Here is a 22,401-nt window from a genome sequence, read left to right on the forward strand (position 1 = left end):
GTTTCATTCTTGGACTAACTATCGGATCAGGCTTCCGTATGCAGCGTGGCTTCGGCTTCCTGTTCGATCTCGACTTCGGCGCGCGCGGCTTCTTCTTCGCTCAGCAGGCCGCCTTCCCACTTGGCCACCACGGCCGAAGCGATCGAGTTGCCCACCGCATTGGTAGCAGAACGGCCCATGTCGAGGAAGGTATCGATGCCCAGGATCACCAGCAGGCCCGCTTCCGGGATGTTGAACTGGTGCAGCGTGGCGGCGATCACCACCAGCGAGGCGCGCGGCACGCCTGCGATGCCCTTGGAGGTCAGCATCAGCACCAGCATCATGGTGATCTGGGTGGAGATGGGCATGTGGATGCCATAGGCCTGCGCGATGAAGAGCGTAGCGAAGGTGCAGTAGATCATCGAGCCGTCGAGGTTGAACGAATACCCCATCGGCATGACGAAGCTGGAGATCTTGCGCTTGACGCCAAAGCGGTCCAGCGCGTCCAGCAGCTTCGGATAGGCCGCTTCCGAGCTGGCGGTAGCGAAGGCCAGCAGGAAGGCTTCCTTGATCAGCGCCAGCAGGTGGAAGATGCGCTTCTTCAGGAACACGAAGCCCACCGCGATCAGGATCACCCACAGCAGCACCAGCGAGAAGTAGAAGTCACGCATGAAGACTGCGAAGCTGACCAGGATGTCCAGGCCATTGACGGCGACCGTTGCGGCCATGGCGGCAAACACGGCCACCGGCGCGAACTTCATGACGTAGACGGTGATCTTCAGCATGGTGTGCGACAGGTCGTCGATGACGAGCAGCAGGTGCTTGCCGCGTTCACCCAGCGCCGCCAGGGCGATGCCGAAGAACATGGAGAACACCACCACCTGCAGGATCTCGTTCTGCGCCATGGCTTCCACAATCGACTTGGGCACCAGGTGGTTGAAGAATTCCTTGACCGTGAACTTGCTGGTGGCCAGGCCCGCACCGGCAGCATCCGGCGACGGCAGCGCCACGCCGGCGCCCGGTTGCAGCAGGTTGGCCATGATCATGCCCAACGCCAGCGACACCAGCGAAGCGATGAAGAACCAGGCCAGCGACTTGCCGAAGATGCGGCCCACCGACTTGGCGTCGCCCATGTGGGCGATGCCCACCACCAGGGTCGAGAACACCAGCGGTGCGATGACCATCTTGATGAGGCGCAGGAACAGGTCGGAGGCAATCGAGATATAACCCGCCAGCTCCTTGGCCTCGCCCTTGTCGTAGTGATTGAAAATCAGGTAGCCGACCAGGATGCCCAGCAGCATGGCTGCAAAGATGTAGGCGGCTTGTGGAATGCGTTTCTTCATGTGTTCTCCTGCCCTCGCTCGCCACCGGCACGAGGCACCGGTGAGAGGACGATGATGTAAGGCTTGCGGGCGGCGCCGGCCGGTGCGGTAACAGGGGCGCCATGCTTTTGGATGGTCAGAAAGCGTCAGTTTCTGATGAGAAACTCTGACCGTTTTTTCCCGCCGCGCGGAAAAAAGGACGAAGCTTATTGACTTATGCCCCCCGCCGTCAAGGCTAAGCAGGTAAAACTGCCCCAAAACGCAGCAAACCGTCCACAGGAGCCGGAATGTGGCGATTTTGCCAACATGCCTGAAGCCAACTTGTCAGCGCTTTGTCAGCCACGAAACACCCGCCTGCAGGGGCTTCAGAGTGCGGTCGTCACCGGTGCCGTGGCGGCCGGATCGCTCATGCTGGGGCGACCGGTTTCCAGATGGCCCGCCAGCCGGCGCAGCCAGTGCGGCCGGTCCTGCAGTTGCCACTGCAGGTCGTACCAGTGGTGGCTGGCCGCCAGATCCCAAGCGCTGCTGACGCTCTGCCCGGCCGGCACGTGCAGCACGCGCGGGGTGTGGCCGTAGGCCAGATCGGTGACCGTGGCGATCAAGGGTGCCGGGCCGGGATTGAGCAAGCTGACGTTCAGCACGCCGCGGGCCGCATCGTAATGGCTGCGCAGTTCCGGTTCCGGCTGCGACGTGCTTCCGGCCTGCCCTGCGAAACGGCGGAAATAGCCGTTCGGTCCCCACACGCTGAACTGGTAACGGCCTCCGGCAACAAGCGGCCAGCTGTCAGCGAGCTGCTTGCCGGCTTCCACGGTATAGCCGCGCGGCGCTGTACCGAGGACATCGTCGTGGACCTGGAAATGCGCGCCCTGCCGGCCGACATTGTCGAAGCGCAGGATGTAACGGTCGCCCTCGCGGCTGCCATGCACGTGCAGCGCATAGGGCAAGGCACAGGCAGTCCGCACGCCCGCTTCCTGCGGCGCGATGGACAGCGCGGCGCCGGGTGCGGGCGCGCTGATGGCGAGCGGACGTTTGCATTGCAGGTCGGAATCGGCCAGGTAGTGCGTGGTATCGGGCAGGCGCGGTGCCGAGGTATCGCGCCGGCTGAAATCCAGCGTCGATGTGAGGTCGCCGCACACCGCACGCCGCCACGGAGAAATGTTGGGCTCGATGACGCCGAAGCGGCGCTCGATGAATTGCAGTACGGACGTGTGATCGAACACCTGCGAATTGACCCGTCCGCCGCGCGACCATGGCGAGACCACGAACATCGGCACGCGCGGGCCCAGCCCGTAGGGCAACTGGTCGGCAGTGAACTTGCCCTGCTGGCTCGCGGCCACCACGGCATGGCGCTCCAGCGCGATGTCCACCGTGCTCTTGCCGGAACCCGGCACCGTGGGCGCCTGCGGCGGGACCACGTGGTCGAAGAAGCCGTCGTTCTCGTCATACATGATGAAGAGCACGGTCTTGCTCCACACCTCGGGATTGGCGGTGAGCGCATCGAGGATGTCGGAGAGATAGCGCGCGCCATACAGCGGCGTGTAATCCGGATGCTCGGAATACACCGCCGGCGGCAGCAGCCACGACACCTGCGGCAGCTTGCCCTGCTCCACATCGGCCCTGAGCTGCGCGACGCTGCGGGTACTCATGCCGCGCGCGTGCAGGGAGGAACCGATGGGGGCATGCACGAAGTTCTCGAACGAAGCCAGCATGTTGGTGCCGTAGTTGCCACTGAACTTGTCGAAGTCAGTGCCCTGCTGGTAGACCTGCCAGGAAATGCCGGCCTGCTCCAGCCGTTCCGGATAGGTGGTCCAGGTGAAGGGCGGCAGCTTGGTGCTGCTGAACTGGTTGTCGATGTAGTCGGTATTGTCCAGCAGCGGTCCACCTCCGCTGCCCAGCGGATCGATCATGCCCGTCATCAGGTACATGCGGTTGGGATGGGTGTTGCCGGGAATCGAGCAGAAATACTGGTCGCACACGGTGAAGGCATCGGCCAGGGCATAGTGGAAGGGAATGTCCTCGCGCACGTGGTAACCCATGCACAGATTGCCCTTCTGCTGCGCCCATTGATCGGCGCGTCCGCCGTTGATGGCCCCCTGGGTGGTGGCCCAGGTGTGCGGCAGGCTGCCGACGCATTGCGCATTCATCGCCGGATCGGTGGTGTCGTAACGGAACGGTGCGATGATGGCGGCGGGATCCTCCTGACGTGGCTGGAACCAGACCGGACGGCCATTGGGCAGCGTCACCGGAAAACGGTCGTTGTAGCCGCGCACACCGGACAGATGCCCCAGGTAGTGATCGAAGGACCGGTTCTCCTGCATGAAGACCACGATGTGCTCGACGTCCTCGATGCTGCCCGTGCGCACCCGGGGCGCAATGGCCAGGGCCTTGCTGATCGAGGCCGGCAGCAGCGCGGCGGCGCTGGCGGCACCGGCCACGCTGGCCGACAATCTTAGGAAATCGCGTCGACTGGTTCCGCCCATGGTCCTGGTCCTCGTGCGGGCAGCCAGGCGCGACAAGACCTTGCGGGCTTCGCCTGACTACACCGCTGGTATCGGTGAAGGCGAAAGTCTAAGTTTTTGATCTGACAGGACAATGACATCGTGAGACGCATCACGATGTCATCCGGACTATCCTGACTATCCTGACTATCCTGACTATCCTGACTATCCTGACTATCCGCGTCCTCAGGCCTGTTGCAGGGCGCTGTCCAGCAATTCGATCCAGTGCCGCACCGGCGTGTCGGTCCCGGATTGCAGGTGCGTGACGCACCCGATGTTGCCGGTGACGATCATGTCCGGATCGGTGGCCTGCAGCTTGCTGATCTTGTTGTCGCGCAGGCGATAGGAAAGCTCGGGCTGCAGTACCGAATAGGTGCCGGCCGAACCGCAGCAGAGATGACTGTCCGCACACAGCTGCACATCCACGCCGGCGGCGCGCAGGATGCCCTCGACCTTGCCGCGGATCTTCTGGCCATGCTGCAGGGTGCAGGGCGGGTGATAGGCCACGCGCTTGCCGTTGAAATCCTTGAGCTTGTGCTGCAGCTGCTCTTCGAACTCGGGCAGGATCTCGCTGATGTCGCGCGTCATGCGGGAGATGCGGCGCGCCTTCTCGGCGTAATCCGGATCGTGCTGCAGCAGGTGCCCGTATTCCTTGACGGTGGCCCCGCAGCCGGAGGCATTCATGACGATGGTGTCGGCACGCACGCCGTCACGTCCTTCGATGTAGGGCCACCAGGCGTCGATGTTGCGGCGCATGTCGTCGAGGCCGCCGTCCTGGTCATTGAGGTGATAACGGATGGCCCCGCAGCAGCCGGCCTTGGGCGGCGCGAACAATTGCACGCCGAGGGCATCGAGCACGCGCGCGGTGGCGCTGTTGATGTTGGGGGCCATCGACGGTTGCACGCAACCTTCGAGCAGCAGCATCTGGCGCGCATGCGTGCGCGTGGGCCAGCTTCCCGCATCCTGCGGCAGCGGCACCTTGTTCTGCAACAGCTTGGGCAAGAGCGGGCGCACCATCTGCCCCGCCTTCATGGCCGGACGGAAGATCCACTTGCGCGGCACCAGCTCCTTCAAGGCAGTGCGCAAGACACGCTCGCCGAAGGGGCGCTGCACCTGCTCTTCCACCACCTTGCGGCCGATGTCGACCAGGCGCCCGTACTGCACGCCGGAGGGGCAAGTGGATTCGCAGTTGCGGCAGGTCAGACAGCGGTCCAGGTGCGATTGCGTGGCGGCCGTGGCGGGCTTGCCTTCGAGCACCTGCTTGATGAGATAGATGCGGCCGCGCGGGCCATCCAGTTCATCGCCCAGCAGTTGATAGGTGGGACAAGTGGCGGTACAGAAACCGCAATGCACGCAGGAACGCAGGATGCTGTCGGCTTCCTCGCCGGCCTGGGTGTTGCGGATGAAATCAGCCAAGTTGGTCTGCATGATGATCGCTTGGAAAAGAGGCGCTTACAGGCTGGCGTACAGGCGGCCGGGATTGAAGATGCCCTGCGGGTCGAATTGCTGCTTGAGACGGCGATGGATCGTTTCCACCGCCGGCTGCAAGGGGTGGAAGACACCGATGGCCTTGTCACCGCCACGATGCAGGCTGGCGTGTCCGCCCACGGCCAGTGCGGCGGCGCGGATGGCAACGGCATCCACATTTCCCTCAGGCCGCAGCCAGCGCTGCGCCCCGCCCCACTCGATCAGCTGGCGGCCCGGCAGGTCGACGGGCGGGGCCACCGACGGCACCGACAGACGCCACAGCGGTGCTTGCGGGTCGGCGAAGAAAGGATGGGTCTGCTCGCGCAGGTCGGTCCAGTAATCTTCCGGATTGCTTAATTCGGTGCCACCCATCTTTTTGATTGCTGAATCGACGGCGGCCTGTGCACCCGACAAACGGATCGTGAGCACATTGTTGACCCAGGCGCTGGCCACCAGCGGCAGGGGTTGTCCTGCGCTCTGGTTCAGCAGGCGCAGCGCGCCTTCCTGGTTGATCTCGAAGACGCGGGTACTGCTGGCGATGGGACGCGGCAAGACCTTCAGCGAGACCTGCAGGATCAGTCCCAGCGTGCCCAGCGAACCGGCCAGAAGGCGCGAGATGTCATAGCCGGCGACGTTCTTCATGACCTGTCCGCCGAAGTGCAGTTGCTCGCCCTGTGCATCCATGAGCACGGCACCCAGTACGAAATCGCGCACGGCACCTGCGCTGGCGCGCGAGGGACCGGACAGGCCGGCCGCGACCATGCCGCCGACGGTGGCCGCACCACCGAAACGCGGCGGCTCCCAGGCCAGCATCTGGTTGTGCTGGGCCAGTGCCGCATCGATCTCGGCCAGGGGCGTACCGCAGCGGGCGGTGATGACCAGCTCGGTCGGTTCATAGTCGATGATGCCGCTGTAGGGGCGTGTGTCGAGCAGGTCGCCGGCGGGCTCCTGTCCGTACCAGTCCTTGGTGCCGCCGCCACGGATCTGCAGGGCGCGGCCGGAGAGGATGCGTTCGCGGAAGGAGGCCAGCACGGCGTCCATGTCTTGTTGTGCTTGCATGGTCAGAATCTCGGCAGATCGGGAAAGCGCAGCTGGCCGCGCTGCACGTGCATCTTGCCGTACTCGGCACAGCGATGCAGGGTGGGAATGGCTTTGTCCGGATTGAGCAGGAAGGCCGGGTCGAAAGCGCGCTTCAACTTGAAGAAGGCCTCGCGCTCGGCGGGTGAAAACTGCACGCACATGGAGTTGATCTTCTCGATGCCCACGCCGTGTTCACCGGTGATGGTGCCGCCCACTTCCACGCACAGCTCCAGGATCTCGGCACCGAACAGTTCGGCGCGGTGGAATTCGTCGGCGATGTTGGCATCGAAGAGGATCAGCGGATGCAGGTTGCCATCGCCCGCATGGAAGACGTTGGCGCAGCGCAGGCCGTATTTCTTTTCCATCTCGGCGATGCCCAAGAGCACCTGCGCCAGCTTCTTGCGCGGGATGGTGCCATCCATGCAGTAATAGTCGGGCGAGATGCGGCCGGCGGCCGGGAAGGCGTTCTTGCGGCCGGACCAGAAGCGCAGGCGCTCGGCTTCCGACTGCGAGCAGGCAATGGCCGTCGCGCCGCTGGCGTTGAGCACGTCGGTCATGCGGCCGATTTCTTCTTCCACCTCTTCCACGGTGCCATCGGATTCGCACAGCAGGATGGCTTCGGCATCGATGTCATAGCCGGCTTTGACGAAGGGCTCGACCATGCGCGAGCTGGTCTTGTCCATCATCTCCAGTCCGGCCGGGATGATGCCGGCGGCGATCACGTTGGCCACTGCATTGCCGCCTTTGACCACATCGTCGAAGGAGGCCATGATCACGCGCGCGGCCTGCGGCTTGGGCACCAGCTTGACGGTCACTTCGGTGACCACGCCCAGCATGCCTTCGGAACCGATGAAGACGGCCAGCAGGTCCAGGCCCGGCGCATCCAATGCACCGCTGCCCAGTTCCACCACCTCGCCTTCAATGGTGACCATGCGCACGCGCAGCACGTTGTGCACCGTCAGGCCGTATTTCAGGCAGTGCACGCCGCCCGAATTCTCGGCCACGTTGCCGCCGATGGAACAGGCGATCTGCGAGGACGGGTCCGGCGCGTAATACAGCCCGTGCGGGGCCGCTGCTTCGGAGATGGCCAGGTTGCGCACGCCGGGCTGGACCACGGCGGTGCGCGAGTACTTGTCCATCTTGAGGATCTGGTTGAACTTGGCGGTGGAGACCACCACGCCATCGGCGATGGGCATGGCCCCGCCCGACAGGCCCGTGCCAGCACCGCGCGGCACGATCTGCACCTGCAGCGCGTGGCAGGCCTTCATGATGGCGATGACCTGCGCCTCGTTTTCGGGCAGCACCACCACCATGGGCAGCTGGCGGTAGGCGGCCAGGCCGTCGCATTCGTAGGGGCGGGTGTCTTCCTCGTCGAACAGCACGCAGTGCGCGGGGACGACCCGGCGCAGGGCATCGACGACTTCGCGCTGGCGGGCCGGCGCGAAGGACGGTTGGGCGGGAGCATTCATGCTGGACCTCGGCGGTAAGCTAGGCAGGCGTGCGGCGCTGGATGTCCCTCTTCTTGCATCCGGTGCTGCGGCTCACGCTGTCTCGTTTGTTGTGAGCCCGCATGGGGCGGGCTTTTTCAGTCCGACAAGTGTAACGAATTTTGCCGCTCTGCACGGTGCCGTGTTGCCTGGCGGCCCACTGAAAAGAATTTCCGGCCGCCGTGAATTATTTTCAGGGCGGCCGGACGGGATGGGCGATGCAAAGCCGGGTCAGATGTTGCGGAAGGCGTTCTGCATCCAGCTGATGAAGGTATCGACCTCCGGCCGCTCGCGCACCGCGCGCTCGTAGACCACGTAATACGCATGTGGCGGGGTACGCAGGCGCACATCGAACAATTCCACGATCTCGCCCCGGGCCAGCAGTTCTTCGGCGAAGTGCTGGCGCGTCAGGCCAATCCCGTAGCCGTGGCGCACGGCCTCCAGCAAGAGGCCGAGGTCGTCCACGCGCAGGCCGGACGAGGGTTCCACCCAGTCCTTCAGGCCAGCCGCTTCGAACCAGGGCTGCCAGGGTTCCAGCGCCGAGCGCAGCAGGGTCGCATGCTGCAGGTCGGAGGGCGACTTCATCGGCGGCAGGGTCTTCAGGTAGCCGGGGCTGGCCACGGCGAAGGCCGGTTCCTCGAACAGCTTCTCGGTGATGATGTTGGGATAGTTGCCTGCACCGAACCGGATCTCGACATCGCTCTCCGAGAGCGACAGGTCATACAGCGGTACCGAGAGGTACAGCTCGACCACGATCTCCGGATGGCGCTGGGTGAAATCGGCGATGCGCGGCATGAGCAGGTGGCGCGCGAAAGTCGGCGGCAGCATCACCTTGATCTTGGGCTGTACGGCCGCATTGCGGTGGGGCATCGGAAAATCGGTCAGCGTGCGCAAGGCACTGCGCACCACGTCGAGATAGCGGCGGCCGAACTCGGACAGGCCGATGGAACGGCCATCGCGATAGAACAGGCGCTCGCCCACGAAATCTTCCAGCAGGCGGATCCGGTGCGACAGCGCCGACGGGGTGATGCACAGTTCCTCGGCGGCGATCGCAAACGAGTTGTGACGGGCTGCCGCTTCGAAGGCGGACAGGGCGTGAACGGGGGGAAGGCGGGTGGCCATGAATGGTGGATTCCTGCTGCGGTTCAAGCAAAACTGATGAAAACTAACACTGCGTTGCCGAAAAACTAAACGGCCAGGTGCGCAAAACTAAGTTTTTCTCCCCTGGCCTGCGTGATACAGCGACCTCACTGTTCCCAGCGCAGGATCTTGCCGGGGTTCATGATGTTCTTCGGATCAAGCGCATGCTTGATGGCACGCATGACGGCAATGGCACCATCACCGTGTTCCTGGATCAGGAAATCCATCTTGTGCAGGCCGACGCCGTGTTCACCGGTGCAGGTGCCATCCATGCCGAGGGCCCGCGCCACCATGCGGGCGTTGACGCCTTCGGCGCGGGCGATGTCGGCCGGGTCGTTGGGGTCCACCATCATCTGCACATGGAAGTTGCCATCGCCGACGTGGCCGATGATGGCGTGAATGAGCCCCTGCTCTTCGCAATCGGCCTTGGTGGCCAGCACGCATTCGGCCAAGCGCGAGATCGGCACGCAGCAGTCGGTGGAAATCGCGCGGGCACCGGGGCGCAATTGCAGCAGCGCGAAGTAGGCGTTATGACGCGCGGTCCAGAGACGGGTACGGTCTTCGGGGCGGGTGGCCCATTCGAAACCGAGTGCATGGAATTCCTTGGCGATATCCTGCACCAGCTCGGCTTGTTCCTTGACGCCGTTCTCGCTGCCATGGAATTCGAACAGCAGCAGCGGGTTGACCGGCAGGTTCAGCTTGTCGTGGGCGTTGATGGCGCGCACGCCATTTTCATCGAGCAGTTCCACACGCGCCAGCGGCACGCCCATCTGGATGGTCTGGATGACGGTGTTGACCGCATCGGCCACGCTGGGGAAGGAGCAGATCGCGGCCGAAATGGCTTCCGGCTGCGGATACAGGCGCACGGTCACCTCGGTGATGATGCCGAGGGTGCCTTCGCTGCCCACGTAGACGCGGGTCAGGTCGTAGCCGGCCGAGGATTTCTTGGCACGGGTGCCGGTCTTGATGATCTCGCCTTGCGCCGTGACCACGGTCAGGGTCAGGGTGTTTTCCTTCATCGTGCCGTAGCGCACGGCATTGGTGCCCGACGCACGGGTCGAGGCCATGCCGCCCAGCGAGGCATCGGCGCCCGGATCGATGGGGAAGAACAGGCCCGTATCCTTGATCTCCTGGTTCAGTTGCTTGCGGGTGACGCCGGCCTGGACGGTGGCGGTCAGGTCTTCGGCGTTGACGGCCAGGACCTGGTTCATCTGCGACAGGTCCACCGTCACGCCGCCCTGCAGGGCCAGCACATGGCCTTCCAGCGAGGTGCCGGCGCCGTAGGGGATGATGGGGGTGTCATACTGGCTGCAGAGCTTGACGAAGGCGGCGACTTCCTCGGTGCTGTGGGCGAAGACCACGGCGTCCGGCAGCATGGGATCGTAGGAGGATTCGTCGCGGCCGTGGTGCTCGCGCATGGCCAGGGTGGTGGAACAGCGCTCGCCGAAGAGGGCCTTGAGCTCGTCGAGCAGGGCCTGGGGCACGGGGCGTTTCAGTTTCCGGGCGTCAACTAGGTGATTCATGCAATGTCTCTCAGGGGTCTGGTGTCTCGGTGTTTTTATGGTCTTGTGCGGGGAAGATGCAGGGCCGGTGAAGCGGCATCCCCTGCCGCTCCAGTGGACTGACCACTGATCCAATCGATGAATTTTACTCTCTTGCCGACTTTAGTTTGCGCAAATGTCCCCCTCCGTGCTGCCCGATCGGCCAAATCAAGTGAATTGTTTACGCCTTTTTCCAGCAGGCGCGCGGCGGCTCGCAGCGCATGGGAAGCGCTTGCCTTGGACGGGCCTTGCGCTTAAGCTCCTCGGCGGATCAACAAGGAGCAATGATGGGCAACCGACTTTCGAAGATCGCCACCCGCACCGGCGATGATGGCAGCACTGGACTGGGCGATGGCAGCCGCGTGGGCAAGGACAACCTGCGCATCCAGGCGCTGGGCGATGTGGATGAGCTCAATTCGCAGCTGGGCCTGCTGTTGTGCGAGACCCTGCCGGCCGCGCTGCGGGAGGAACTGGTGTCGATCCAGCATGACCTCTTCGACCTGGGCGGCGAGCTGTGCATCCCGGGCTATACGGTGCTGGCCGATGCGCACCTGGCGCGGCTGGACGCCCTGCTGGAAAAGTACAACGCCACCCTGCCCCCGCTCAAGGAGTTCATCCTGCCGGGTGGCTCGCGCACGGCCGCGCTGGCGCACGTATGCCGCACCGTGTGCCGTCGCGCCGAGCGCAGCGTGGTGATGCTGGAAAAATCCGAGGCCGGCGTGAATGCGCCGGCGCGGCAGTATCTGAATCGTCTCTCCGACCTGTGCTTCGTGCTGGCGCGCGTGCTCAACCGGGAGGCGGGTGGACAGGATGTGTTGTGGGAGAAGGGGCGAGAGCGCTGATCGGTGTTCCACTGCACGAGAAATGCGAAACGCCCCGCGGGAAACCGGCGGGGCGTTTTCAATTTGGGGGGACGCAATGACTTAGTTTTACGCGGCGATTTTCTTAGTTTCCGCCGAGCAAAAACTAAGATTGGAAAATGCGCATCCTCAGCCGTTGTTGACCACCAGCTTGGGCTCATCCTTGCCAAAGCGCTGGCTGATGGATTGGGCGATGCCATCGGCATCCAGCCCGCACTGCGCCAGCAGTTGCGCGGCGTCGCCATGATCGATGAAGCGATCCGGCAAGCCCAGGTGCAGCACCGGCTTGTTGATGCCGGCGGCGGCCAATGCCTCGGAGACGGCAGCACCGGCGCCGCCCATGATGCAGCCCTCTTCCACCGTCACCAGCGCATCGTGCGAGGCGGCCAGCTGCTTGACCAGTTCCACGTCCAGCGGCTTGATGAAGCGCATGTTGGCCACCGTGGCGTTGAGCTTGTCGCCCGCGCCCAATGCCGGTGCCAGCAGGCTGCCGAAGGCCAGGATGGCGACATCCTTGCCCTGGCGGCGGATTTCACCCTTGCCCAGCGGCAGGGTCTCGAGCGATTTCTCCACGGTCGCACCGATGCCGGCACCGCGCGGATAGCGCACCGATGCCGGCCCCGGATACTGATACGCGGTCGAGAGCATCTTGCGGCACTCATCCTCATCGGAGGCCGCCATCACCACCATGTTCGGGATACAGCGCAGGAACGCCAGGTCGTAATTGCCGGCGTGGGTCGCGCCATCGGCACCGACCAGACCAGCGCGGTCCAGGGCGAAGGTCACGTCCAGGTTCTGCAGGGCCACGTCGTGGATCAGCTGGTCGTAGGCGCGCTGCAGGAAGGTCGAGTAGATCGCCACCACCGGTTTCATGCCCTCGCAGGCCATGCCGGCGGCGAAGGTGACGGCGTGCTGTTCGGCGATGCCAACGTCGTAGTAGCGGTTCGGGAATTTCTTTTCAAAGCCCACCATGCCCGAGCCTTCGCGCATGGCCGGGGTGATGCCGACCAGCTTCTCGTCGGCGGCGGCCATGTCGCACAGCCAGTCGCCGAAAACCTGGGTATAGGTCAGCTTGCCGCCCGCGCTGGGCTTGATGCCTTCGCTGGGGTTGAATTTGCCGGGGCCGTGATAGAGCACCGGATCAGCCTCGGCCAGCTTGTAGCCTTGTCCCTTCTTGGTGACCACGTGCAGGAATTGCGGTCCCTTCAGGTGCTTCAGGTTCTGCAGCGTGGGGACCAGCGAGTCGAGGTCATGACCATCGATGGGGCCAATATAGTTGAAGCCGAATTCCTCGAACATGGTGGCCGGGACCACCATGCCCTTGGCATGTTCTTCCAGGCGCTTGGCCAGTTCCAGCACCGGGCCGGGCAGTACCGACTTGCCCACGTCACGCGCCTTGGCGTAGAACTTGCCCGACATCAGGCGCGCCAGGTAGCGATTGAGCGCTCCCACCGGCGGCGAGATCGACATGTCGTTGTCGTTGAGGATCACCAGCAGGTTGATGTCCTCGTGCACGCCCGCATTGTTGAGCGCTTCGAAGGCCATGCCGGCGGTCATCGCGCCGTCGCCGATGACGGCGATGGCATGGCGGTCCGAGCCCTGGGTCTTGGCCGCCAGCGCCATGCCGAGCGCCGCCGAGATCGAGGTCGAGGAGTGGGCGGTGCCGAAGGTGTCGTATTCACTTTCGATGCGGCGCGGGAAGCCCGAGATGCCCTCCTGCTGGCGCAGCGAGGCCATGCGCTCGCGGCGGCCGGTGAGGATCTTGTGCGGATAGGTCTGATGGCCCACGTCCCAGACGATGCGGTCCTGCGGCGTATTGAAGACGTAATGCAGCGCGATGGTCAGCTCCACCGTGCCCAGGTTGGAGGACAGGTGGCCGCCGGTCTTGGAGACCGAGTCCAGCAGGAAACCGCGCAGCTCTTCGGCCAGCGGCTTCAATTGATGGCGGGACAGGCGGCGCAGGTCGGCCGGGTCGTTGATGGTATTGAGGAGCATCTGTTCTTACCGTGTTGGGGTCTGAAGGCCGCGCCTGGCACATGCCGCGCGGTCCGTCTTCATGCCGGGTTACGTCGCTTAAGTCTTTCTCTGCACGATCAGGTCAGCCAGCTCGCGCAGGCGGCGCGCCTTCTCGCCGAAGGGTGCCAGCGCCGCGTGGGCATTGCCGCGCAGCTTCTCGGCCAGCGCCTGCGATTCGGCCAGGCCCAGGATCGAGACATAGGTCGGCTTGTTGTCCGCCGCATCCTTGCCGGCCGTCTTGCCCAGCGTGGCCGAGTCGGCCGTGGCATCTAGGATGTCGTCCACCACCTGGAAGGCCAGGCCGATGGCCCGCGCATACTCGTCCAGCGCTGCACTCTCGTCGGCGCTGAGCGCCTTGCCGCCCAGCGCGCCCAGCAGCACCGCTGCGCGCAGCAGAGCACCGGTTTTCAGGCGATGCATCTGTTCCAGCTCGGCCAGCGACAGGGTCATGCCCACGCTGGCCAGGTCGATGGCCTGGCCGCCGCACATGCCCACCGAACCGGCCGCCTGGGCCAGCAGGTTCACCATGCGCAGCTGGCGTGCCGTCACGCCGGCATCGCTCTTGCCAAGCTCGGCCTCCAGCGGGGCCGACAAGGTATCGAAGGCCTGCGCCTGCAACGCATCGCCGACCAGCAGCGCAGTCGCTTCATCGTACTGTACGTGCACCGTGGGCTTGCCACGGCGCAGGGCATCGTCATCCATGCAGGGCATGTCGTCATGCACGAGCGAATACACGTGGATCATCTCCACGGCCGCCGCAGCCCGGTCCAGCAGCGCGCGCGGGGTATCGAAGATGTCCCCGGCAGCATAGACCAGCAACGGACGCACGCGCTTGCCGCCATCCATTGCGGTATAGCGCATGGCTTCGTGCAGGCGCGCCGGCACCACCGAGGTCGCGGGCAGGAATCGGTCCAGCACGTCTTCCATGCCGCCCTGCACCTGGCGCATCCAGTCGGCAAACGTCAGCGGGGCCTGCGCACTGGCGGCCGGCATCTGTGCATTCATCAGTCGTCCCCGCCAGCAGCGTCCGCCGCATTGAACGGCTTGAGCATGTCGCCTTCGAGCAGCTTGACCTGGCTGTCCACCTTGTCGAGCTGGCCGGCGCAGAACTTCACCAGTTCGGAGCCGCGTTTGTAGGCAGCCACCGAGGCTTCCAGCGGCAGTTCGCCGGCTTCCATGCGGGCCACGAGCTGCTCCAGCTCTTCCATCGCTTCCTCGAAAGAAGCAGGCAAGGCGGCGCTCGCCGCAGAGGCGGCAGCAGAGGAAGCAGCGGCAGAGGTTCTAGGCATATCGACCCATTCAAAATTCCAACCCGGTATTTTAGAACAAACCGGCGATGCCCAAGTCAATCGAGGGCGTGGAAATGTCAGCGGATTTCGAGCCGAGCTTGTAAATTCGGCCAATTTACTGGCATTTTGGCCACAAAATCCGGCCCCTTATGGGGGTTTTGTGGCATAATCCTCGGTTCTGTCCAAAATTTCCTCTTCATATTATTTGAACATAGGTTTTTGCGGATTTTCTTCCTTAGGTTGGTGCAAATTAATTTGGGGGCGGAAATGTCCGATCTTGCTACTTTTGCCAAATTGGCGCGTTCAAACGCGCAACTTCCAGTCCACGTCTACTTTGACGAACCGCTCCATCAGCGGGAACTGAAACAACTCTTCCAGCAGGGACCTCGTTACGTCGGCCATGAGCTGATGGTGCCCGAGGCTGGCGACTACTCCACGCTGCCCTGGGAAAACGAAGGCCGCATGCTGGTGCGCAATGCGCAGGGCATTGAACTGCTGTCCAACGTCTGCCGCCACCGCCAGGCCAAGATGCTCGATGGCCGCGGTCACGCCAGCAACATCGTCTGCCCCCTGCATCGCTGGACCTATGATCTGAAGGGCGAATTGATCGGCGCGCCGCATTTCGGCGAGACGCCGTGCATGAACCTGTCCAAGACCCCGCTGCAAAGCTGGAATGGCCTGCTGTTCGAGAACAACGGCGTCAACATCGCCGACAAGCTCAAGCATCTGGGCGTGACGCGCGACCTGGACTTCTCCGGCTACCTGTACGACCACACCGAAGTGCACGAGTGCGACTACAACTGGAAGACCTTCATCGAGGTCTACCTGGAGGATTACCACGTCGAGCCCTTCCATCCTGGCTTGGGCAACTTCGTCAGCTGCTCCGACCTGAAGTGGGAATTCGGCCGCGACTACAGCGTGCAGACCGTGGGCGTGAACCACGGCCTGATCAAGTCCGGCTCGCCGACCTATGCCAAGTGGCAGGAAAAGCTGCTGCAATTCTCCAACGGCAAGCCGCCCAAGTACGGTGCCATCTGGCTCACGCTCTATCCCAACATCATGGTGGAGTGGTATCCGCACGTGCTGGTCGTGTCCACGCTCTGGCCGACCGGTCCGCAGAAGACCACCAACGTGGTGGAGTTCTACTATCCGGAAGAGATCGCCCTGTTCGAGCGCGAGCTGGTGGAAGCCGAGCGCGCCGCCTACATGGAGACCTGCGTCGAGGATGACGAGATCGCCCTGCGCATGGATGCCGGCCGTCGTATACTGATGGATCGCGGCACCAGCGAAGTCGGTCCCTACCAGTCGCCCATGGAAGACGGCATGCAGCACTTCCACGAGTGGTATCGCCAGCAGCTGGACGTGCCGCAAGGAACCAGCACACCATAACCAGGCCAACAGGCCGCGCAGGGGGAAAGCAGATGCAGGCATCGCGGCAAGCTCACGACGGACGTAGTCTGCGCCGTCATTGTCGCCCGCCCTCCCGCATCCGCCCCTCCCGCTCCAGCTGCAAGACGGCAGCCCCGGTTCACGCCGGGGCTGCCGTTTTATTTGGTGCTCGCCACGCGTGCGCCTTCCCCACTCTCCCCTCACACTACTGAACCGCCGCCATGCAATCGCTCTGGATGCTCGTCGCCTCATTCCTCTTTGCCGTCATGGGCGTGTGCGTCAAGCTCGCCAGCCAGTACTACACGACCTCCGAGATCGTGCTCTGCCGTGGCGTGATCGGCGTGCTCTTCATCCTCTGCCTGATCCGCCTGCGCGGGGGTACGCTGCGCACGCCTTTCCCGCGCGATCACTTCATTCGCGGCGGTGTGGGCGTGGTCTCGCTGTGGATGTGGTTCTATTCCTTCAGCCTGCTGCCGATCGCCACGGCCACCACGCTGAACTACATGTCCTCGATCTGGATTGCGGTGATGCTGTTCGTGGCCGGCTGGTGGCAGGGCCACAAGAAATTCGAATGGGGCCTGGCCGGCACGGTGGCGCTGAGCTTCCTCGGGGTGGCACTGCTGATGCGCCCATCGCTCAATGCCGAGCAGTTGCTGGGCGGTGCCATCTCGCTGGCCTCAGGTGTGCTCTCGGCACTGGTCTACTTGCAAGTACGCAAGCTGGGCCTGCTGGGGGAACCGGAGTACCGCGTGGTGTTCTACTTTTCTGCCACGGGCGTGTTGGCCGGCCTGGTCGGCAGCGTGGTGACGGGACGCGTGCCGCTGTGGCACAGCCACTCCTGGATCGGTGCGCTGCTGGTGCTCATGATAGGCTTGACGGCCACCACGGCGCAGATCGCCATGACGCGCGCCTACCGGCTCGGCAATACCCTGGTGACGGCCAACCTGCAATACACGGGCATCGTCTTTTCCAGCCTCTTCGGCGTGCTGATCTGGGATGATGCGCCGGGCTGGATCGGCTGGCTGGGCATGGCGATCATCCTGGCCAGCGGCATGCTGGCGACGTATCGCAACCAGCGCAAGAGCCAAGCCGTGGCCAAGAACGTACCCAAGGTGGACCCGATCGCCACCGAAGTCTGAATCCAGGAATCCATGAATCCCTGAATCCTGCCCGCTTGCAGGGCTTATGAACAAAAGGAGAGCCGCATGACCTACCAGACCCTCATCAGCGCCAGCGAATTGAAATCGCGTGCGCAGTATCTGAACGTTGTGGTCGTGGACTGCCGTCACGACCTGACCAACCCCGCCTACGGCCGTGAAGCCTATGCCGTCGGCCATCTTCCGCAGGCCCGCTTCGCCCACCTGGATGAGCTGCTCTCCGGTCCCAAGACCGATGCCGCCGGCCGCTTCCATGGCCGCCATCCGCTGCCGGACCGCCAGCAGTTCGTGCAGGCGATGCGCGACCTGGGCATCAACAATGACACCCAAGTGGTGGCGTATGACGCCCACGGTGGCATGTATGCCGCACGCCTGTGGTGGCTGCTGCGCTGGATCGGCCACAGCGACGTGGCCGTGCTCGATGGCGGCATGGCGGCCTGGCAGGCGCTGGGTGAAACGCTGACCAGCGAGACGCCGGCACCGGCTGCGCCGGGCAACATCCAGGATCTGTCCTCGCTGGTCAAGACCGTGGATGCGCAAGCCCTGCTCGACAATCTCAAGAGCCAAACCCTGCAAGTGGTCGACGCGCGCGCACCGGATCGCTTCCGTGGCGAGAACGAAACCATCGATGCAGTGGGCGGGCACATTCCGGGCGCGAAGAACCGCTTCTTCAAGGACAACCTGCAGGCCGATGGCCACTTCAAGAGTGCCACGCAATTGCGCGAGGAATGGCTGTCGGTGGTGGGTGATCCGCAGGCTGCGGTCATGCAATGCGGCTCCGGCGTGACCGCCTGCCACAACCTGCTGGCGCTGGAAGTGGCGGGCTTGCCGGGCGCGCATCTGTATCCGGGTTCCTGGAGCGAATGGAGCTCCGATCCGCAGCGTCCGGTGGCCACCGGCAACTGATCCTTGCAGGGAGGCGTGCTGCACCCTATGGCAGGTCGGGCGCAACGATACCTGTCATTCCCGTGATCCCCGCCTCCTGCAGGCGGGTCACGAAAGCTTCCACGAACTGCTGCACCATGGCCGGCGCATCGCGTCGGCGCAGCAGGGCCACCTCCGAATGGAAATCGGCATCCTTGAGCGCGGGAAAACTGACGCCCGCCGAGAGTGAAATACTGGCCATGCTCTGCGGTACGACAGCGATGCCGAAGCCCGCATTGACCAGGCTCAGCAAGGAATTCTTGCGCGAGGTGGCACGCGCCACACGCGGATAGAAACCGTGCGCAATACAGCGCTCGGCTACCAGATAACTCAGTCCGCCGCGATCGCGGTGGGGCACTGTCACGAAGAATTCATCCCGCAATTCCGCAATCTCCACTTCGCTGCGCGCGGCCAGTCGATGGGTGGCAGGTACGGCCGCCACCAGACGCTCACGGTAGAGCACGGTGCTCTCCAGATTCGGATGCGCGCGCAGGATGGGCAAACGCGCCAGGCCGATATCGGCACTGCCTTCGACGATCTCGCGGGCCTGGTATTCGGAGGGAGCCTGCGAGATTTCCAGCGAGATGCCGGGGAAATCCTTCAACGCAGCATTGAGGGTCGGACCCAGCGGTGCCGACAGCGGCACCGAGCTGGAGTGCAGCAGGCGCAAGGCCCCGTGCTCGCCCTTGCCGATGGTGCGTGCCTGCGCTACGGCGCGGTCCAGGTCGAGCAGGATGCGGCGGCTGCGTTCATAGAAATCCTGGCCCGCCTGGGTCAGCTCGAAGGCCTTGGCCTCGCGCTTGATGAGCAGCACATCGAGGTCTGCTTCCAGCTCCTTGATCTGGCGGCTCAACGCTGATTGCGCGATGAAGAGGCGCTCGGACGCGCGGGTATAGCCGCGTGCCTCGACGATCTCGACGAAGTAGCGCAACTGCCGGATGGAAATCATGCTGTTCTCCCCTGCCCGGTTTCGCCGGCGCATCCATCTCGTTTCGAGATGGCGGGCCGGCTGATTTGATATTGGCGTACCGCGCGCGGCACCCCTACAGTGAAGCCATCCGCAACCCCGCCTTCAGGCGATGAAAGGATGGATCGTGCTCCAGGATCTCTTGTTTTTCTTCGGCCTGCTGGGCCTGGTCTGCAGCGTGGGCATGCGCTGGATATTGCGCCGGCAACGCGACGCGTCCGCGCGGCCGGATGCCCTCAGTGAACGTGCGCCTGATGCGTCAGTGCCAGCACGATCAGCACGCCCGCTGCAATCAGGATCACCTGCGGGATCGTCTCGCGCAGCGTGGCGCGGCGCTGCATCTGCGGCATCAAATCGGAAACGGCGATGTAGATGAAGCCCGAGGAGGCAAACACCAGCACGAAGGGAATCCACTCCATGCCGCGTTCCAGCATGAAGTAGCCCAGCACGCCGCCGGCCACCGCCATCAGGCTGCAGATGAGGTTGTAGACATAGGCGCGGGTGCGCGAAAAACCGGCATTGAGCAGCACGATGAAGTCACCGATTTCCTGCGGGATCTCATGCGCGATGATGGCCAGTCCGGTGACCAGGCCCAGGTGCGGATCCGCCAGGAAAGCCGCCGCAATCAGGATGCCATCGGTGAAATTGTGCAGGCCGTCGCCGACCAGGATCATCCAGCCGGCCTTGCCGGCTTCCTTCTTGTCGTGACCGTGGTGATGGCCGTGGCCATCGTCTTCGTGGTGGTGCGAGTGGCGCAGGATGGCCGTCTTCTCCAGCAGGAAGAACACCAGCAGGCCACCCAGCAGCACCGCGAAGAGCGTATGCGGTTCGGCTTGCGATTCAAAGGCTTCCGGCAGCGCATGCAACAGCGAGGTCGACAGCATGATGCCCACCGACAGGCTGACCATGCGCTCGACCACCTTCGACAGCAGCGCGAAGGAGAACACCGCCGCAGCGGTAATGCTGACCACGCCGGCCAGGGTGGTGGCCAGCAGGATGGAGACGAGTGTGGAGTCGATGACGGACCTCGGGCGAAAGACGATGCAGGGGCAAATGGCAGGCGTGCCAGCCGCGCAGCCAAAGCCCGCTATTGTACGCCCGCCGCCCGGCCGCTGCCATCGACGCGGCGCGAGCCGGCCAGCAGCAGCGGATTGATGATGAGCACGATCTGCCCGTCCCCCAGTACGGTGGCCCCGACCATGCCGGCCAAGGTCGCCACCTGCGGCCCGACCGGCTTGACCACCACTTCGCGGTTGCCGCTGACGTGGTCGGCCATGATGACCATCAGTTCATCGCCGTTCTTGATGAGCAAGGCAAAGGCCGAACCGGCATCACTGGTGCCTGGCAGCGGCACCGGCGGCGGCTCGTCCAGCAGGACGTGCAGCGGATGCAACAGCAGCTCGCGGCCATGGAGCTCCAGGGCGCGCCGCGCCAGGGCCTGGCGCGCCTGGTCGCTGCGCAACTGGATGACGCTGTCGATGAGGGTGGAAGGAATGGCGTACTGCTGCTGCCCGTGATGCAGCAGGCAGACCTGCTGCACCGCCAGCGAGAGCGGCAGGTAGAGCGTGAAGAGCACGCCCTGGCCGGGCCGCGAATGCACCGTCATGCGCCCGCCCAGTGCCGCCACTTCGGCGCGCACCACATCCATGCCGATGCCGCGTCCGGCCAGGGCAGAGACTTGCGATTGCGTACTGAAGCCGGGTTCGAAGATCAGCTCGGCCAGGCGCGTTTCGCTCCACTGTTCCACGCCCGGCAATCCGCGTTGCATCGCCTTGTGGCGAATCGCGGCGAGGTCCAGCCCGCGGCCGTCGTCGCTGACACGGATGACGGCTTCATTGCCCTCGTGCCCCGCCTGGATGCGCAGGCAGCCATTGGGCGGCTTGGCGGCCGCGCGGCGCACCGGCGCTTCTTCGATGCCATGTACGGCGGCATTGCGCAACAGGTGTTCCAGCGGGCCCATGAGGCGTTCCAGGATGGCGCGGTCGATTTGCAGCCGGCAGTCCGACAGGTCCAGTACCAGTGGCTTGCCGGTTTCAGCCGCGACCTGGCGCACCAGGTGCTGCATGCGCGGCTCCATGCTGTTGAACTTGACCATACGCGCATGCATCAGCTCCTGCTGCAGCTCGCGCGTGGTGCGGCCTTGCTGGCGCAGGCCTTCGCGGGTTCTCACCACCCGTTGCAGCAGCCGCTTCTGGCGCGCCACGGCAGCACCCAGGGCGGCTTCCATGGCCTTGGCCAGTTCGGTCAGGCCGGTCGCGGCCTCGTCCCGGGGCTGCAGGCTGCCCTGCTCCCAACTGCGCTGCCATCGCTGCAGCTGCTGTGCCATGGCGTCCAAATCTTCACCCAAGAGGCGCGCGTCGCCCTGCAGGGCCCCGATTTCGTTGTCCAGCTGGGCACGACTGATGGAAACTTCACCTACCTGATTCAGCAGCTTGTCCAGCACGGTGGTACGGATACGGACCAAGGGCGCGGTCAGCCGCCCCTCTGCCGCTGCGGTGCCGGGCAAGGCGGAAGGGGCGGCCTGTGTGCCGGCTGCCGACAACGTGGCCATGCCCTGTTCCAGCGTACTGAAATGCTCCACGGCCTGGTCATACAAGGCCAGCAGCGCCGCCACGCTCCGGGGGGCAGGGCTGCCCTCGCCGAGACGCTGCAGGGCGCCTTCCATGTCGTGCAGGCAGCGGCTCAGGTGCAAGGCCCCCACCATGCGCGCACTGCCCTTGAGCGTATGCAGCGGGCGCGCCAGTTCGGCCAGCAGACTGGCATCGACCGCACCAGGCTGTCCGCCCTCCGACAGCACCAGCAAGGTCTCGCCGATACCGGCGATGAGCTCTTGTGCTTCTTCCAGGAAGACCGGCAGCAGGAGTGGATCGATCAGCTCCGGTGCCTGCGGTTCGCTGGCCGGGGCAAGCGGGCCTTCCAGCTGGCTGGCCAGGGAATGGATGCCGGCTTCCAGCAGACTGCGGGTGCCTGCGTGTGAGCTGCCATCGCTGCCCTGCTGCTGCAAGGTCTCCAGCAGTGCCGAGGCGGAGGAGGCAAAGGCAGCGGCACCGCTGGCACCGGCATAGTCACGCAGCGCCGCCAGCGTACGCAGGGCCAGTGCCGGCAGGCCGGGACGTGCTTGCTGCTGGTCGAGGCGGGCACACCAGGCGGCGCTTTGCTGGCGCACGATGGCCAGCAGCGGACGCAGGGTCTCGCGCAGACGCTCATCGCCCGCGCCGGACCGGATGCCGGATCCGGCCTGAGTCTGGACTGTTGCGTTGTCGGTACCGAGGATCATGGCAGCAG

The 22,401-nt window shown here is 64.3% G+C and carries 17 protein-coding genes; 4 read left to right on the plus strand and 13 right to left on the minus strand.

Annotated elements, in window-relative coordinates:
- Window positions 1–26: 26 nt before the first annotated feature.
- The 7 genes from J2X56_RS11510 to J2X56_RS11540 form a co-directional block, all read right to left on the minus strand.
- Window positions 27–1,322 carry a dicarboxylate/amino acid:cation symporter gene (locus tag J2X56_RS11510; RefSeq protein ID WP_121043809.1) on the minus strand — a complete coding sequence of 432 codons (1,296 nt, stop codon included), beginning with the start codon at window positions 1,320–1,322 and terminating at the stop codon, window positions 27–29.
- Between the two features lie 344 nt (window positions 1,323–1,666).
- Entirely contained in the window at window positions 1,667–3,781 is a 2,115-nt protein-coding gene (locus J2X56_RS11515) for a phosphocholine-specific phospholipase C (protein ID WP_310160384.1), read from the minus strand.
- A gap of 204 nt (window positions 3,782–3,985) precedes the next feature.
- Window positions 3,986–5,227, minus strand: a complete 1,242-nt coding sequence (gene glcF / locus J2X56_RS11520; RefSeq protein WP_039786929.1) for a glycolate oxidase subunit GlcF — start codon at window positions 5,225–5,227, stop codon at window positions 3,986–3,988.
- Between the two features lie 24 nt (window positions 5,228–5,251).
- Window positions 5,252–6,325 carry a glycolate oxidase subunit GlcE gene (gene glcE / locus J2X56_RS11525; protein ID WP_166675791.1) on the minus strand — a complete coding sequence of 358 codons (1,074 nt, stop codon included), beginning with the start codon at window positions 6,323–6,325 and terminating at the stop codon, window positions 5,252–5,254.
- A 2-nt stretch (window positions 6,326–6,327) separates the two neighbouring features.
- Window positions 6,328–7,815, minus strand: a complete 1,488-nt coding sequence (locus J2X56_RS11530) for an FAD-linked oxidase C-terminal domain-containing protein (RefSeq protein ID WP_039786927.1) — start codon at window positions 7,813–7,815, stop codon at window positions 6,328–6,330.
- A gap of 249 nt (window positions 7,816–8,064) precedes the next feature.
- Window positions 8,065–8,955 (minus strand): LysR substrate-binding domain-containing protein, encoded by an 891-nt coding sequence (locus J2X56_RS11535; protein ID WP_121043818.1) that lies wholly within the window; start codon window positions 8,953–8,955, stop codon window positions 8,065–8,067.
- A gap of 125 nt (window positions 8,956–9,080) precedes the next feature.
- Entirely contained in the window at window positions 9,081–10,496 is a 1,416-nt protein-coding gene (locus J2X56_RS11540; RefSeq protein ID WP_088755702.1) for an FAD-binding oxidoreductase, read from the minus strand.
- A 305-nt stretch (window positions 10,497–10,801) separates the two neighbouring features.
- On the opposite strand from J2X56_RS11540, the gene J2X56_RS11545 reads away from it, so the two are divergent.
- The gene (locus J2X56_RS11545) at window positions 10,802–11,356 is read left to right on the plus strand and encodes a cob(I)yrinic acid a,c-diamide adenosyltransferase (protein WP_034330523.1); all 555 of its coding nucleotides are present in this window, start codon (window positions 10,802–10,804) and stop codon (window positions 11,354–11,356) included.
- Between the two features lie 147 nt (window positions 11,357–11,503).
- Here J2X56_RS11545 and dxs read toward each other — a convergent pair whose 3' ends face one another.
- The 3 genes from dxs to J2X56_RS11560 form a co-directional block, all read right to left on the minus strand.
- Window positions 11,504–13,369, minus strand: coding sequence for a 1-deoxy-D-xylulose-5-phosphate synthase (gene dxs, locus J2X56_RS11550; protein ID WP_310160397.1), 1,866 nt, complete (start codon window positions 13,367–13,369; stop codon window positions 11,504–11,506).
- A 78-nt stretch (window positions 13,370–13,447) separates the two neighbouring features.
- Window positions 13,448–14,395, minus strand: coding sequence for a polyprenyl synthetase family protein (locus tag J2X56_RS11555; RefSeq protein WP_134223278.1), 948 nt, complete (start codon window positions 14,393–14,395; stop codon window positions 13,448–13,450).
- A complete protein-coding gene (locus tag J2X56_RS11560; RefSeq protein WP_051156416.1) occupies window positions 14,395–14,679 on the minus strand; it encodes an exodeoxyribonuclease VII small subunit in 285 nt (94 codons plus the stop codon). Before J2X56_RS11560 ends, J2X56_RS11555 begins: the two co-directional genes overlap by 1 nt.
- Window positions 14,680–14,946: 267 nt before the next feature.
- Here J2X56_RS11560 and J2X56_RS11565 point away from each other — a divergent pair, with 267 nt between their 5' ends.
- The 3 genes from J2X56_RS11565 to J2X56_RS11575 all read left to right on the plus strand — a co-directional run bounded on the left by J2X56_RS11565 (window position 14,947) and on the right by J2X56_RS11575 (window position 18,131).
- Window positions 14,947–16,068: an aromatic ring-hydroxylating dioxygenase subunit alpha gene (locus tag J2X56_RS11565; RefSeq protein ID WP_121043832.1), complete on the plus strand. Its 1,122-nt coding sequence runs from the start codon at window positions 14,947–14,949 to the stop codon at window positions 16,066–16,068.
- A gap of 221 nt (window positions 16,069–16,289) precedes the next feature.
- Window positions 16,290–17,207, plus strand: coding sequence for a DMT family transporter (locus tag J2X56_RS11570; protein WP_034330513.1), 918 nt, complete (start codon window positions 16,290–16,292; stop codon window positions 17,205–17,207).
- A gap of 66 nt (window positions 17,208–17,273) precedes the next feature.
- Complete coding sequence (locus tag J2X56_RS11575; RefSeq protein WP_310160407.1) at window positions 17,274–18,131, plus strand: sulfurtransferase; 858 nt, start codon at window positions 17,274–17,276, stop codon at window positions 18,129–18,131.
- Between the two features lie 25 nt (window positions 18,132–18,156).
- On the opposite strand, the gene J2X56_RS11580 is transcribed toward J2X56_RS11575, so the two are convergent.
- From J2X56_RS11580 to J2X56_RS11590, 3 genes are all read right to left on the minus strand, one after another.
- Window positions 18,157–19,098, minus strand: coding sequence for a LysR family transcriptional regulator (locus J2X56_RS11580; RefSeq protein ID WP_252695731.1), 942 nt, complete (start codon window positions 19,096–19,098; stop codon window positions 18,157–18,159).
- A gap of 254 nt (window positions 19,099–19,352) precedes the next feature.
- Complete coding sequence (locus tag J2X56_RS11585; protein WP_034330510.1) at window positions 19,353–20,087, minus strand: ZIP family metal transporter; 735 nt, start codon at window positions 20,085–20,087, stop codon at window positions 19,353–19,355.
- 116 nt (window positions 20,088–20,203) lie between these two features.
- The gene (locus tag J2X56_RS11590; protein WP_310160411.1) at window positions 20,204–22,393 is read right to left on the minus strand and encodes an ATP-binding protein; all 2,190 of its coding nucleotides are present in this window, start codon (window positions 22,391–22,393) and stop codon (window positions 20,204–20,206) included.
- Window positions 22,394–22,401 lie beyond the last annotated feature (8 nt).

It is taken from the genome of Herbaspirillum sp. 1173 (assembly GCF_031455335.1).
Taxonomy (GTDB): Bacteria; Pseudomonadota; Gammaproteobacteria; order Burkholderiales; family Burkholderiaceae_D; genus Herbaspirillum; species Herbaspirillum huttiense.